The 14,615-nt window shown below is 63.5% G+C and carries 9 protein-coding genes; 8 read left to right on the top strand and 1 reads right to left on the bottom strand.

The annotated features are described in order from the left end of the window. Positions 1–279: 279 nt before the first annotated feature. Positions 280–561, top strand: coding sequence for a hypothetical protein (locus KY49_RS31285; RefSeq protein WP_231636575.1), 282 nt, complete (start codon positions 280–282; stop codon positions 559–561). A 108-nt stretch (positions 562–669) separates the two neighbouring features. Then, on the top strand, positions 670–3,021 hold the full coding sequence (locus KY49_RS31280; protein ID WP_042588177.1) for a cytochrome P450/oxidoreductase: 2,352 nt from the start codon (positions 670–672) through the stop codon (positions 3,019–3,021). Between the two features lie 65 nt (positions 3,022–3,086). Here the strand turns inward: KY49_RS31280 and KY49_RS31275 are convergent, their stop codons facing one another. Next, positions 3,087–4,502 carry an aminotransferase-like domain-containing protein gene (locus KY49_RS31275; RefSeq protein ID WP_042588176.1) on the bottom strand — a complete coding sequence of 472 codons (1,416 nt, stop codon included), beginning with the start codon at positions 4,500–4,502 and terminating at the stop codon, positions 3,087–3,089. A 413-nt stretch (positions 4,503–4,915) separates the two neighbouring features. On the opposite strand from KY49_RS31275, the gene KY49_RS31270 reads away from it, so the two are divergent. From KY49_RS31270 to KY49_RS31245, 6 genes are all read left to right on the top strand, one after another. After that, positions 4,916–5,851: a phytanoyl-CoA dioxygenase family protein gene (locus tag KY49_RS31270; protein WP_042588175.1), complete on the top strand. Its 936-nt coding sequence runs from the start codon at positions 4,916–4,918 to the stop codon at positions 5,849–5,851. 100 nt (positions 5,852–5,951) lie between these two features. Further along, positions 5,952–6,962 (top strand): hypothetical protein, encoded by a 1,011-nt coding sequence (locus tag KY49_RS31265; RefSeq protein WP_042588174.1) that lies wholly within the window; start codon positions 5,952–5,954, stop codon positions 6,960–6,962. Positions 6,963–7,216: 254 nt separating this feature from the next. Beyond that, a complete protein-coding gene (locus KY49_RS31260; protein WP_080428094.1) occupies positions 7,217–8,599 on the top strand; it encodes an MFS transporter in 1,383 nt (460 codons plus the stop codon). 53 nt (positions 8,600–8,652) lie between these two features. Continuing rightward, a complete protein-coding gene (locus KY49_RS31255) occupies positions 8,653–10,794 on the top strand; it encodes an iron-containing redox enzyme family protein (RefSeq protein ID WP_042588172.1) in 2,142 nt (713 codons plus the stop codon). After that, a complete protein-coding gene (locus KY49_RS31250) occupies positions 10,787–12,607 on the top strand; it encodes a carbamoyltransferase family protein (protein ID WP_042588171.1) in 1,821 nt (606 codons plus the stop codon). The genes KY49_RS31255 and KY49_RS31250 overlap by 8 nt, the downstream gene beginning before the upstream one ends. A gap of 299 nt (positions 12,608–12,906) precedes the next feature. Next, positions 12,907–14,610, top strand: a complete 1,704-nt coding sequence (locus tag KY49_RS31245; protein WP_231636573.1) for a tannase/feruloyl esterase family alpha/beta hydrolase — start codon at positions 12,907–12,909, stop codon at positions 14,608–14,610. The last annotated feature ends 5 nt before the right edge of the window (positions 14,611–14,615 follow it).

Genomic DNA, 14,615 nt, shown 5'->3' with positions numbered 1-14,615 from the left:
CCGGTAAATGGAGGCGTAGGCGCGCGCCGGTGAGTAGACGCAAGCGAGGCGGCCCGGGCGACGTCTGGGCCGATTCGTTTTTGGTTCGTCATGGATTGACGGAGCGCTGGATTCATCCAATGACCGAGACCTGAGTCCAGTTCCGAGAGGGCATTTCGGCAATGGCACATTCAGTCATATGGCAAGCAAGCTCGAACACATTAAAGAGTGCCATTTTCACGACGATAACCAATCGTCCCGTACTCATTTTTTCGACATGCAATGATGCCGACCAGACTGATGATTCATCCGATCATGCCCGAGCGCCATGTGAAACGCGGCTTCAACTGGGGTGCCCTGATATTCGGCACGATGTGGGCATACTCGGAAGGACTGGTTGCCCTGGGAGGCCGGTTGATTGCAATCGATGCAGCCGTCAGCCTGCTTGGCACGCGCGGCCACGCGGCCCTTTTGATTCCGGCCGTGCTGTTGCTCGTTGCGAAAAACGGCTACTGTGCGTGCCAAGGCAACAATTGGGTGTACCGGGACTTGCAACGTCAGGGATACCGCGCTATCCGATAGCGATGTATTCGAAGTGCGGTGGTGCACCATTTCGTATTTGGCAACGATCCAGATAATACGTAACGTGAATTGAATTCACGCAGCGCATATCAACATTCGGAGACAACCATGCCCGCAGGCACCCCTGATCCCGGTGTCCCGAAGTGCCCCTTCCACGACGCGGCGCCGGCAGCACCGCCCGCGCCCGGCAACTGCCCGGTAAGCGCGCGCGCCGCCGCATTCGACCCGTTCGGGGACGGCTACCAGCAGAACCCGCCCGACTACCTGCGCTGGGCCCGCGAGCAGGAGCCGGTGTTCTACAGCCCCGGGCTCGGCTATTGGGTGGTCACGCGCTACGCCGACATCAAGGCGATCTTTCGCGACAACCTCACATTCAGCCCGTCGATCGCGCTCGAGAAAATCACGCCGACCGGCCCAGAAGCGAACGCGGTGCTGGCGTCGTACGGCTACGCGATGAGCCGCACGCTCGTGAACGAAGACGAGCCCGCGCACATGCCGCGCCGGCGCGCGTTGATGGACCCGTTCACGCCCGACGCGCTCACGCACCACGAGCCGATGGTGCGCCGGCTCGCGCGCGAGTACGTGGACCGCTTCATCGACGACGGCCGCGCGGACCTCGTCGACCAGATGCTGTGGGAAGTCCCGCTGACGGTGGCGCTGCATTTTCTCGGCGTGCCGGAAGAGGACATGGACACGCTGCGCGCGTATTCGATCGCGCATACGGTGAACACCTGGGGCCGCCCGAAGCCGGACGAGCAGGTCGCGGTCGCGCACGCGGTCGGCAAGTTCTGGCAGTACGCGGGCAAGGTGCTCGACAGGATGCGCGCGGACCCGTCCGGCCCGGGCTGGATGCAGTACGGCATCCGCAAGCAGCAGGAACTGCCCGACGTCGTCACCGATTCCTATCTGCATTCGATGATGATGGCCGGCATCGTCGCCGCGCACGAGACGACGGCCAACGCGACCGCCAACGCGATGAAGCTGCTGCTGCAGCACCGCGAGGCGTGGCGCGACATCTGCGAGGACCCGAGCCTCATTCCGAACGCGGTCGAGGAGTGCCTGCGTCACAACGGCTCGGTCGCCGCGTGGCGCAGGCTCGCGACGAAGGACGTCACGATCGGCGGCGTCGACATCCCGGCGGGCTCGAAGCTGCTGATCGTGACGTCGTCGGCGAATCATGACGAGCGCCAGTTCGCGGATGCCGATCTGTTCGACATCCGCCGCGAGAACGCCGGCGACCAGCTCACGTTCGGCTACGGCGCGCATCAGTGCATGGGCAAGAACCTGGCGCGCATGGAGATGCAGGTCTTCCTCGACGAGTTCACGCGCCGGCTGCCGCACATGCGGCTGGCCGAGCAGCGCTTCACGTATGTGCCGAACACGTCGTTTCGCGGGCCGGAGCATCTCATCGTCGAATGGGACCCGGCGCAAAACCCCGAGCGCCGCGATGCGTCGGTGCTGGAGCCGCGCGCGGTGGTGCGGATCGGCGAGCCGTCGTCACATGCGGTGAGCCGCGCGGTGACGGTCGAGCGCGTGTCGGCGTGCGCGGAGCGGATCGTGCGGATCAGGCTCGTCTGCGCCGACGGCAAGCCGTTGCCGCGCTGGGCGCCGGGGGCGCACATCGACGTGCTCTGCGGCGACACGGGGCTGTCGCGCCAGTATTCGCTGTGCGGCGATCCGGCCGATCGCGGTGCATTCGAGATCGCGGTGCTGCGAGAGCCGGAGAGCCGCGGCGGATCGGCGTGGATTCATGCGAGCGTCAATGCAGGCGAGGTGCTGAAGATTCGCGGCCCGCGCAATCACTTCCGCTTCTCCGGCGAGGTGCGCAGGGCGATCTTCGTCGCGGGCGGCATCGGCATCACGCCGATCAGCGCGATGGCGCGCGAGGCAAAGGCCCGCGGCATCGACTACGCGATTCACTACAGCGGGCCGCGCCGCGCATCGATGGCGATGCTCGACGAGCTGGCCGCGCTGCATGGCGAGCGTCTTCATCTGCACGTATCGGAAGAAGGCACGCGGAACGATTTCGCGTCGCTGTTCGCGCAACCCGACGCGCAGACGCACATTTATGCGTGCGGCCCGGCGCGGATGCTCGACGCGCTGGAGGCGTGCTGCGCGCACTGGCCGGAAGACGCGCTGCGCGTCGAGCATTTCACGGCGACGAAGCCAGCCTTCGATCCGTCGCAGGAACGGCCGTTCGAGATCGAACTGAACGACTCCGGACTGGTGATTCCGGTCGCCGCCGGTCAGACGGTGCTCGCGGCGCTGCAGCAGGCGAACATCGACGTGCAGAGCGATTGCCGGGAAGGCCTGTGCGGCTCGTGCGAGGTGCGGGTGCTGGCGGGCAGGGTCGACCATCGCGACAGGGTGCTCACGCGCGCGGAACGCGACGCGCACGACCGCATGATGACCTGCTGTTCGCGCGCGTGCGGCGGCGAACGGCTGGTGCTCGAACTGTAGGCGTGCAGGCCGGCTCGCGACCGTCGGCGCACGACGCGGGTCGCCGGCCTGCTGATGATGGCGGCTCAGGGCCTGAGCAAGGCCGCCGACTGGAAGAACGCTTGCGCGCGCGGATCGCCGGCATACGCGACGTTGATGCGAATCCACGGGCATTTTTCGGCATTCGGCCGGAAGTACCTGCCGGGCGCGATCGTCACGCCGTGCGGCGCGCCGTATTCGGCGAGGCGCGTGGAATCGTCGATATGGGGCAAGCGCGCCCAGATGAACGTGCCGCCGACCGGCTTTTCGAACAGCTCCCAACCGCAGCTCTCCAGCATCTGCACGGTCGCGCCGATCGCGTACTGGATGCGCAGGCGCAGTTTCTCGAGATACTTCCGATAGGTGCCGCGTTCGAGCATCGCCGCGGCGACCGCTTCGATGAAACGCGAGCCGCCCAGGCTCGTCAGCATCTTGATGTCGGCCAGGTCCTTGATCACCGACGGGGGAGCAAGCACGTAGCCGACCCTGAGCGACGACGACAGGGTCTTGGACAGCCCGCCTACATAGATCACGTGCTCGAGCTGGTCGAGCGTCGCGAGCCGGTCGGTCGGCGTCGCCTGGAAGTCGGCGTAAATGTCGTCTTCGATGAGCGTGACGCCGTGTTCACGCGCGAGTTGCAGCAGGCGGAACGCGACCTGCGGTGCGACGGTCGTGCCCGTCGGGTTGTGGAACACGGTGTTGACGAAGAAGAGCTTGGGGCGATGCTGCTTCAATTGCGCTTCCAGCACGTCGAGGTCGGGGCCGATGCGCGTGCGCGGGATGCCGACCAGCTTGACGCCGTGCAGCTTGAGCAAGCCGAACAGGCTGTAATAGCCGGGGTCCTCGACGAACATCGTGTCGCCCGGCTTGAGCATGTAGCGCATCAGCAGATCAAGCGCCTGGCTCGCGCCCTGGGTCAGCAGAATCTGGGACGGTTGCGCCTCGATGCCCAACTGGGCGATGCGGTGCAGGAGATGCGCGCGCAGCCCCGGATAACCGTGCTGAGACGCATAGTCGGCCAGATTGGCGCCCTCCGTGCGCGATACGTGACGGATGGCACGCCCGAGGCCGTCCTTGTCTCGCCAGATCTCCGGGATGAAGCCGCTGCCCAGTTTCAGCGATTCGCTCGGATGGTTGAGCTGTTCGAGAATGTGCTCGGATTCGTGTTCGGCACGACGTGGATCGGCCAGGCCCAGTGCGGCCGCGACGTGCTGATGGTGATGGCTTGCCACGTAAAACCCGGAGCCGTGCCGGGATTCGACGTGCCCCAGTGCAACCAGGCGGTCGTAGGCTTCGATCACGGGGTAACGGCTGACCCCCTGGTCGGCGGCGAACCGTCGAATCGACGGCAGTTTCACGCCGGCGCCGACTGCATGATTCTGTAACCAATCAACGACACCGTTGACGATCTGGTCGGTAAGCGGAAGGTTGCTGCCGCGGTCAAGAACGAGTTCGAGCTTCATCAAATACTCCTGAGCGGCCGCACGGGCCAGGTCGTCTGGGCAAGTGTTTCTTTTTTTCGCTGAACAGTTCAGACAAAACTATCACGAACTGTGCATGTTCGCACGAACATCGCATGGCAATAATCGTTCCGACAATAAAGCGCGGAGATAAATACACCCCGGTGCAGCGGATTTATGAATCGATCCGGTATTGGGGGAATTGAGTCTTACGCGCACGAGGCGCCATTTTTTCATATGTGATGGTCGTTGTCGTTTCTGAAAATAAAAATTCCAACTTCTGCGTGATAACTCGAGATTTTCATGGGGCCGTGCGATAGGGGCCCCGCTCGCGGTGCGAGCGGGGCGTCTGTCTTGTGTGTTCGAGTCTGTTATCCAAATCCGACTGTTTCGTCTCGCAATGGCGTGGAGAGAATATGCTTAGCGTGCAGAATAAAGAGCAATATTCGCGTAATCTCGAGGAATATAATAAAGACGGGTTTACCGTTTTCAGAAACGTCATCGACCCCGAGCTGATTGCCGAGGCGAGAGATCACTTGCTTTGGCTTCGCGAAAAATTCCCCGAATTTCGCCCGGAGCATCTTCATCATCCCCTGATGCGCGACGATGCGTTCTGGGTTCGGCTGGTGACCGACAGTCGCCTGCTGGACATTGCCGAGCTTTTCCTGGGGCCCGACCTTGCCTGCTTTACGGCCCACTACATTTGCAAGCCGCCGCGGGATGGTCAGGCGGTTCTCTGGCATCAGGACGGCGCCTACTGGAAACTGTCTCCGATGGAGGCAACCTCCTTGTGGCTTGCCGTCGACGAGAGCACCGCCGAGAACGGCTGCCTGCGGGTCGTTCCGGGCACCCACAAGCTCCCGCTGCAAAAATTGATACTGCGCGACGACACGCCGAATTTGCTGATGTCGTCGATGGAGGATCGGCACGTCGATATCAGCAGCGCCGTGAACATCGAATTGCAGCCCGGCGATGTGTCCGTGCACCATCCGAATGTCATTCACGGTTCCGATCCGAACCGATCGTCCAAGCGTCGATGCGGGCTCGATATCGCCTTCATCGGTACGTCCACGACGATCGAGAGTGAAGGGCTTTATCTGAACCCCATCCTGGTTCGAGGCGCGGCCGTGCCGGGCATCAACCAGTATCGCGCGTGGCCGTCGTTCGATGCCGATAAGTCAATGCAGTTCGCGGGCTGCGAGTCGTGGACGCGCAAGAGTCAGGAGGTCAACGCCCGGCATCCTGAATTCGTACCGTCGCGGCACGACGACGAACCGGTGCAGGAAATCGTGCGGCGGATGCTGGCCCGGCTGAAAAGCGGAACGACGAAGGAACTGCGCTCCGAAGCGTAGTCCTTCGCGCGCAGCGTGGATTTCTCGTGCGACATGCGCGACGGGCAGTGCTTTCTCGTCACGTTTCTGGAGCGCATCAAAACAAGGATAAGGGACACCGATGTCTGCTGTTTCCGATCTCACGCCACAAATGCAGGGTTATGTCGGTGAGTTCATGGACCCGGACAACCTTGGCTGGTTGCCTTACGTCATGTATTTTCATCCGGCCAATTTCAAGACCGACATCGTATCGACCGACGGATCGGGGTTTCGCTATACCGAGGCTCGAAACAAACGGCATTCCGCGACCACCTTGGATCGGTCGGAGCCGGTGCGCTTGCTGGTCGGAAGCTCCACGGTGTTCGGGACGGGAGCGACCGCCGATCGTCATACGCTGTCGTCGCGATTGACCGAGAACGATCCCCGGCCCGAGCCGTGGGTCAACTTCGGCGGCCGTGCTTTCAACTCGATGCAGGAACTGTTTCAGTTTCTGCTTTACCGCCACCAGTTGCCTCCGATCAAGGAGGTGGTGATTTTCTCGGGACTCAACGATCTCGTGCTGTCGGGTTTGCCGTCGCATTTGCGCGGCGAACATGGCGGGTTTTTCTTCAGCCAGCAATTTTTTGATCGCCTGACGGGAAAGAAGCCGTCGGGGCTGACGACGTGGTTCAAGAAAGAGGTCAAGGAGGCGAAGCCGGATGACATCCTTCCGGTTGATGCGCAGATCGCCTATACGGCGGACCTGATCCTTCGGCACGTGGACTCGTGGCGGATGCTGTGCGATGCGATCGGCGCGCGGCTGTCCTACGTGCTTCAGCCGCTGGCGAACTGGGTTCGCCCCCGCGGCTCGGTCGAGGAACAGGCCATTTTCGCGGAGCTCGATACTCAGGGCTCCTTCAGGGAGACCTACCGTGACGTCTGTTCCGTGACGACCCACCAGGCATTCCTGAAACGCTTGCAGCCCGGCATGACGGAAATGGGCGTCAATTTCGTGGATTTCACTTCGGTGCTGGCGAAAGCGGCTCGGCCTGACCAGTGGCTCTTCGTCGATCGCATTCACTTCACCGACGAGGGCTCCGACGTGGTCGCGAAACTTCTTCTTCGAGAACTGAACAACGGAGATCAATCATGAAAAAGGTGTGGAATTTCATTCTCGGGGCATTGGGGATCAAAAAGAAGAAAAATGGAAAACAGAAGGACGCGTCCATCTATCCGATGTTTTGACGGGGGATGGTTTTCTTCGTGACTCGAGCCGCCTGTCGCGGGCCGGGACGCGGGTGATCTTGTCGCAATCCTGCAAACAGACGAATCGAGACGACGCACCATGATCCAGCCGAACCTTTGGTCAGATTCACCGTGCCCGGCATGACCGACCGGAATCCGTCCATGACGTGGACCGTGATCGCCACGGGTCTTGGCTTCGCGGTAGTGCAACTGGATGTGACGATCGTCAACGTGGCGCTGACCCGGCTGGGCGGCGCGCTGCACAGTCCGCTGGCCGGGTTGCAATGGGTCGTGGACGCCTACACGCTGGCGTTTGCGGTGCTGCTGTTGTCGGCGGGTACGCTGGCTGATCGTTTCGGGGCGCGGCGCGCGTATCTGATGGGCTTCGCGGTATTCGGTGTCGCGTCCGCGGCGTGCGGTGCGGCGACTTCCGTGACGCAATTGGTCGCTGCCCGCGCCGTGCAGGGTTTGGGCGCGGCGTTGCTGGTGCCGCCTTCGCTGGCCTTGCTCAATCATGCGTGCGCCCACGACCGGCAACTGCGTGCCCGGGCAATCGCATTGTGGACGGCTGCCGGCAGCGGATCGATCGCGGTCGGCCCGGTGATCGGCGGGGTGTTGCTCGAAAGCTTTGGATGGCGAAGCATTTTTCTCGCGAACCTTCCGCTGTGCGCGCTCGGCATCGGGCTCACGTTGCGCTTGCCTGAAACGCTTCGAACCCGCCGTCCGCTGGATTTTCCCGGCCAGGTGCTGGCGGTCATGGCGCTGACGAGCCTGTGCGGCGTCACGATCGAAGCGGGGGCGTTGGGCTGGGGCCATCCGCTGATACTCGGCGGCTTCGCGTTGGCAGTCGTGAGCGGTGTGGCCTTCGTCCTGGTCGAAGGGCGAATCATGCATCCGATGCTGCCATTGAAATTTTTCCGGCTGCCTCACTTCAGCCAGGCGGTGTTGCTCGGTGTCGCGGTGAACCTGACCTACTACGGCCTGGTGTTCGTGCTGAGCCTGTATCTGCAGCACGTGAAGCACTACAGTGCGCTGCAGGCCGGGCTGGCGTTCGTGCCGCTGACGGCTACGTCCGTGATCGCCAATCTGGTGAGCGGCTGGTTGAACAGCCGCTTCGGGGCGCGGCTTCCGATGCTGCTGGGCAGCGCGATCGGCGCGCTGGGTTACCTGCTTCTCGCGCGGCTGGACGAGAACAGCAGCTATATGTCGATGCTGGCGCCGTTCCTGTTGATTCCCGGCGGCGCGGCGTTGGTGGTGCCGGCGATGACCGCGACCATCCTGGCCAGCGTCGAGCCGACGTGGTCGGGCACCGCATCGGCCGTGCTCAATGCGGCGCGCCAGGCGGCCGGCGCGATTGGCGTGGCGGTGTTCGGCGCGCTGGTCGCGGGCGGCGACGATCACATCGTGAGCGGCCTGCGCGATGCGGCCGGTGCGTCGGTCGTCATGCTCGTCTGCGCCGGGGTCATGGTGTGGCTGGGCATCCGGCCCGAAGACAGCGCGGACTTCTCCAGTCCAACCGGGAAGCGCGATAGAAAAATCATGTAGCGGTCGAACGGGGCATGCCGTGATCGACAACGATGGCCAACGGGATACGGGTGATGTGGCGTGACATTTACAGACTGACGCAGACGCCTGAACTGTTTCTGGAGTCCGGCAACGTGCGGAGCCTGATCGACGAAGCGGGATTCGCTTCGGTGGACATGATGCCCCCGACGGTCGCCGAAAGCGTCGACGGGCTTCGCGATTTTCTCGTCGAGAGCACGCGTCGCCACGAGGCGGAGCTTCGTTCGGCCGTCCGTGCGACGGGGCATGGCGACAATGCCAGGCATGCCGCTCGGTGCTTGTTCGCGCACAGTGCGCCGGTTGCGTCTTCGCTCGGCCGATGGCTGCAGGGCCTGAGCTGTCCGTGCGATTTCGAAGACGACCTGCAGCTCAAGGCGCTCGCTTTGCTGGCCGATGACGCGGGCGCCGGTCAGGCGGAGATGTCCAGGACCGACGGCTTCCGCCGGATCGCGCGAAGCATCGACCTGGTGAGTGCGGCCGGGCAGCCCAGCGACATCGTGGCGGATCGCAGCCTGCGGGATGGCGTCTTTCGTCTGCCCGCGCTCCTGTTTGCCCTGAGCCGGCGCAGCGAGATGTTCGTGCCCGAGATCGCGGGGCTGGACTATGCGCTTCGCACGGTCGGCCTGCTTCCTGTCTGGCGCGTGCTGGCCGAAGCCATGCATGCGTCCGGGTGGGAGCGCCTTGATCTGGCCGTGCAGCAAACCGATGCGCTTCCGCGCGGCCATACTCCGGCTTCCCTGTCGCGTCACATCCTGGATCGCCACGACACCAGCCCGGAGCGTCATTCACGCATCCGCGACGGCATGGTCTGGGCAATCAACGCGCTCGCGGCCGATGCGGCCGATTTCGTGGCGGTCGTCAGGCTCGCCGCCGACCCGGCGCGGGCGATGGCGCGGCTGATTCAGGAGCGCGCGGGCGAGGCTGCCGTCTATCACCAGGACTTCGCGCTGGAGGGCAAGTCCCTGAAGCGCTGGTTCGTCGAGGCGAAAAGCGATCCACAGCCGCTGGTCGACGCGCTGGCGAGAAGCCGGCTGATCTGTCGAGGCGATCCTGACCGGAGCATGTTGCTCGGTTCGCTGCTGCGGCCGGACGGACGCATGTTTCGGATTTTCCAGCCCGAGGATCTCGACGTGATCCGGCGTTGGATTCTGTCGTTGGCGGAGCCGGACGCCCCCGCCGAGCCGGGCCCGGCACGCGTGAGCGCGACGGCGTCGCCGCCGGAGCACCGGCGGCCGATCGAAGCCGGCGATCTCCAGCTCGGCGCGGTGCCCGAGAATATTCGCGATGCGTACCATCTGCTCCAGGGCCGTGCGCTTGCGCCCCGCACACGCCGCTTTGCGCTCGATTACGCGCAATTTTGGCTGTCCGTCGCGCGGCGCTCGATCGGTGCATCGGCGCGATCGTTGCCGGAAAAATGGCAACAAGGCTTGCTGAGAAGCTGGTTGCTCGATGCGCACGCGTTGCACGATGAGGCGTTTCAACGCACCGAGGAGCAATCGATGCCCAGCCGCGAGACGCTGATCGACCAGACGCTGCAGCTCGCGCCGCTGACGTTGATCGACGGCGCCTGGCTTCAGGGCTTCAGCGAAGTGGCGTATGCGTCGAGCCGGGTCGGTGCGCCGCTTTTCCGGATCTATTGGGACGAGCTCGGCAACGGCGACCGGTCGATCAACCATCCGCGAATCTATCGGGATCTCCTGGTCTCGATGGGCGTCGAGCTCGCGCCCACGGGTTCGCGGGAGTTTGCGCACGATCCGCGGCTGCGAAGCGAGTCGCTGAGGCTGCCGGTCTTCTGGTTGTGCCTGGGGAAATTGCCCGCCACGCTTCGGCCCGAGATTCTCGGCCTCAACCTGGCGATGGAGTTGTCCGGTGTCGGAGGAAGCTATCGATCCGCCCGCAAGGTTCTGAAGCATCACGGGTTTTCGACGCAGTTCGTCGACCTGCACAACACGATCGACAACGTTTCGACCGGTCACTCGGCATGGGCAGCCGATGCCATCGACGCCCACATGGCCGCTGCCGCTCAGTTCGTCGATCAGGATGACGAATGGGATCGCATCCGGGCCGGATACGCGGCCCTAGCACCCGTCACGAAACGCAGTAGTGAACTCGATTTCTTCAAACAGCAGAAGCGTTCATGGCGCGTAAGGACAGCGCGGGAGCCGTCACATGCCTAAAGCCCATCTGGGATTGTCTGCGTTCTATCACGACAGCGCCGCGGCACTGATCGTGGATGGCATTCCCGTCGCCGCTGCGCAGGAGGAGCGCTTCACGCGCAAGCGTCACGATTCCGCGTTTCCGGGGAACGCCATACGTTATTGCCTGAGCGAGGCGGGGATGCAACTGTCCGACCTTGCGTCGGTGACCTATTACGAAGAGTCGAACGTCAAGTTTCGACGCATGCTGTCGTCCTTCGGCAGTGCCGGTCCAGGCGGCTTTCCGGCGTTTTCCCGGGCTCTGCCTCAATGGCTCCAATGGAAGCGCAACGTGCTGCGCACTGTGGATCAGGAGCTCGATCAACTGGGATTGGGCCGCGGCCCTCGCGCGACCGCCATTCCTCATCATCGCTCGCACGCGGCCTCGGCGTTTTTTGCGTCGCCATTCGAGAATGCGGCCGTCCTCTGCATCGATGGGGTCGGCGAGTGGCATACCACGAGCATCTGGCGCGGTGCGAACGACCGGCTGGACCTGGTCGCTTCGATTTCCTATCCCCATTCGCTCGGGTTGCTGTACTCCGCCTTTACGGAGTTCTGCGGCTTCAAGGTCGACTCCGGAGAATACAAGCTGATGGGGCTGGCGCCCTATGGGGAGCCGCGTTACGTGGACCGTATTCTCGACCATGTCGTGAGCCTGAAGGCGGATGGCTCGTTCTCGCTGAATCTCGATTGTTTCGAGTTTCTGCGCGGGCACCGCATGACCGGACTGGCGTTCGAGCGGCTGTTCGACGGTCCCGCCCGCGCGCCGGAGGCGCCGCTCACTCAACGGGAATGCGACATCGCGGCATCGATACAGGCGGTTACCGATCGCGCGGTGCTGGGCCTGGTGCGCGAAGCCAGGAACCTCACCGGCGCGCCCCATCTCTGCCTGGCGGGCGGGGTTGCGTTGAACTGCGTGGCCAACGGTGAAATCGATCGGTCGGGCCTGTTTGAACGCTTGTGGGTGCAGCCGGCCGCGGGCGATGCGGGGTGTGCATTGGGCGCGGCGCTGGATACCGCCATCAAGCAGGATGGTCGGCCGCCCGTATCGGCCAATGACGCGATGAGCGGTGCTTACCTCGGACCGCAATTTTCCGATGACGAGATCGTCGACTTTCTGAAGTCCGAAGGGCATCGGTACGAGCGGCTCGACGAAGGCGAACTGCTCGATACCGTTGCCGCCGCGCTTGAAGAGGGGAAGGTCGTCGGGTGGTTTCAGGGGCGCATGGAATTCGGTCCGCGTGCGCTGGGCGCGCGCTCCATTCTGGGCGATCCGCGCAATTCCGGGATGCAGCGCACGATGAATCTGAAGATCAAGTTCAGGGAATCGTTTCGCCCGTTCGCGCCGTCCGTTCTCGAGGAGGATTCCCATACCTGTTTCGAGCTCGAGAACGAGAGTCCGTACATGCTGGTGGTCGCGCCCGTGTCGGCGGCGATTCGCGAGCGCGACACGCCCCGGCGCTCGCTCGGTTGCATCAATGACGTCAGGTCTGATCTTCCCGCCATCACCCATGTCGACTTCTCCGCGCGCGTGCAAACCGTGACGGACGCCCGCAACGGCCGCTATGCCCGGCTGTTGAAGACCTTCAAGGCCAGGACCGGCTGCCCGGTGCTGGTGAACACGTCGTTCAATGTGCGCGGCGAGCCGATCGTATGTACGCCGCAGGAGGCCTTCCGCTGTTTCATGCGAACCGAGATCGACCTTCTGGTGCTCGGGTCATGCGTTCTATTCAAATCGGAGCAGGCGGCGCTGGTCGAAACATCCGACTGGCGCGCCGAGATACCGCTCGACTGAACGATCGGGACGACACAGATATGCTCAGAGTGATGACGTTTCTTCTCTATTCGCTTGTCTTCATTCCTGTTTGGGGATGGCGCAGACTGACCGGCGGTTCGCGTTTCGGCCGCCGGTTCCATGCCCGGAATTCCACCTGGGATGTGCAGGCATCTTCCCGAACCCGATAGACGTCCGTATAAAAAAACAGGATGTCGAATCAACTGTCGATCGTTGATCCGGACCGGTAGGGAACGGTCCGGGAATCCGGTCGCATCCAATCCGGCGGAGTCGCGATGCGACGAGGCCGGCGATAGCCCATGTGGGTGTCCGTAGAAAAAACGAGGGTAGACGATATGCGCGGAAGTTGCGGAAAAAGTAACGCGGGTCGCCATTTGATGCGGGCCGCACTGCTATGGACGGGGATCGTCACTGGTCTGGCAGGGTACGGCGCTTCGGCGCGTGCCGGTACCGACGACGATGCGCAGCAAATCGAGCACTGCAGCCGGCTTCAGCAGGCGCATATCAAGGACACGCGAGTCGAACTTGCGCAGATCGTGCCGGCCCAGAGCCGTTTCGAGAATGTCGACGGCACCGTCGCGGTGACCAGTGCACCGGTTTGCCGCGTCGTGGCGACGGTCAGCACGGCGCCCAAGCGCAAGCTTGGCATCGAGGTCTGGTTGCCGCTGGACTGGAACGATCGTCTGGTCGGTACCGGCAAGAGCGGGTTCGGCGGTTTCATCGACTACAGCGAACTGACGTCGGCCGCCGCGCGCGGGTTCGCCGCGGTCAATGGCGATACCGGCTACAAAGGGAGCGGCTCGGGCGAGCCCGGCAAACTCCTTGACTGGGCGGCAGACCCGGAAGCGCTGCGCGACTGGGCCCATCTGTCGGTCCATCCGATGACCGTTGCCGCGAAGGAAATCATTCAGGCGTACTACGGCCGGAGCGCGAAGTATTCGTACTTCAGCGGCTGCGGCGGCGTCGAGGCGATGCGGGAGGTTGAAGATTTCCCGGATGATTATGACGGCGTGGATGCCAGATCGCCCGGCGTGTACTACAGCCAGTTGATGCAGAGCTTTCTTTGGGGCGCGATGCTTCCCGCGCGGCAGCCCGACGCGCTGTTGACGACGGACGCGCTCGCGTTGCTCAATCGCGCGGTGTTGCAGCACTGCGGTGGCGCGCATGCGCTCGCCGACGGATTTCTCGACGATCCGGCGCAATGCCGCTTCGATCCCGCCGAGCTGCAATGCAAGAGCGGCGACAGCCAGGCGAATTGCCTGAGCGCCGCGCAGGTGCAACAGGCGAAGCGGTTGTATTCGCCGGTCCAAAACGCGCTGACGGGCGAGCTGATTTACCCGGGTTTCGCGCGAGGCAGCGAGCGGGGGTGGGCCGCCATCCAGCATCAACTTGCCGCCTATTACGCGCAGCCGCTGCTCGCCAGTTCGGTCTTTGGCGATGCGCGCTGGGATTGGACCACATTCGATTTCGGTGCGGACGCCACGCGCGTCGATCGACACCTTTCGCCGATCGTCAATGCCACCAATCCCGACATTTCACGTTTCGCGGCGCGCGGCGGCAAGCTGATCATGACTCAGGGATGGGCGGATGCGATCAATGCGCCGACCCGGCCGATCGAGTATTTCAACAAGGTCGCCGAAAGGGCGGGCGGCGTGGAGGGCGCGCGGCGATCGTTTCGATTGGTCATGGTGCCGGGCATGGGGCATTGCGGTCACGGACCGGGGCCGACGACGTTGGGCGGATCATCCCCGCCCACGGAATACAGCCCCGATCGCGACGTCGTCAGCGCGTTGCAGGATTGGGTCGAACGCGGCAAGGCGCCGGACCGGTTCATCTCGACGAAGTACGCGAACGACAATCCGAACGACGGCGTGAAGTTCGAGCGCGCGGTGTGTGCCTATCCGCTGCAGGCGCGTTACAAGGGCTCGGGCAGCCGTCGGCTCGCCAGCAGTTTCAGTTGCGTCGAAGCGGATGCCGAATCGGCGGGCGTGGCCAACCGCTGAGTGCG

The sequence above is a fragment of the Burkholderia sp. MSHR3999 genome (assembly GCF_000833595.1).
In the GTDB taxonomy this organism is placed as follows: domain Bacteria; phylum Pseudomonadota; class Gammaproteobacteria; order Burkholderiales; family Burkholderiaceae; genus Burkholderia; species Burkholderia ubonensis.
This window is presented reverse-complemented; position numbering and strand designations above follow the sequence as displayed.

What these genes read in the sequence shown, in the direction of transcription:
- KY49_RS31285 (WP_231636575.1), top strand. Translation starts at nt 280, where the DNA reads ATGATTCATCCGATCATGCCCGAGCGCCATGTGAAACGCGGCTTCAAC.
- KY49_RS31280 (WP_042588177.1), top strand. Translation starts at nt 670, where the DNA reads ATGCCCGCAGGCACCCCTGATCCCGGTGTCCCGAAGTGCCCCTTCCAC.
- KY49_RS31275 (WP_042588176.1), bottom strand. Translation starts at nt 4,502, where the DNA reads ATGAAGCTCGAACTCGTTCTTGACCGCGGCAGCAACCTTCCGCTTACC.
- KY49_RS31270 (WP_042588175.1), top strand. Translation starts at nt 4,916, where the DNA reads ATGCTTAGCGTGCAGAATAAAGAGCAATATTCGCGTAATCTCGAGGAA.
- KY49_RS31265 (WP_042588174.1), top strand. Translation starts at nt 5,952, where the DNA reads ATGTCTGCTGTTTCCGATCTCACGCCACAAATGCAGGGTTATGTCGGT.
- KY49_RS31260 (WP_080428094.1), top strand. Translation starts at nt 7,217, where the DNA reads ATGACGTGGACCGTGATCGCCACGGGTCTTGGCTTCGCGGTAGTGCAA.
- KY49_RS31255 (WP_042588172.1), top strand. Translation starts at nt 8,653, where the DNA reads ATGTGGCGTGACATTTACAGACTGACGCAGACGCCTGAACTGTTTCTG.
- KY49_RS31250 (WP_042588171.1), top strand. Translation starts at nt 10,787, where the DNA reads ATGCCTAAAGCCCATCTGGGATTGTCTGCGTTCTATCACGACAGCGCC.
- KY49_RS31245 (WP_231636573.1), top strand. Translation starts at nt 12,907, where the DNA reads ATGTGGGTGTCCGTAGAAAAAACGAGGGTAGACGATATGCGCGGAAGT.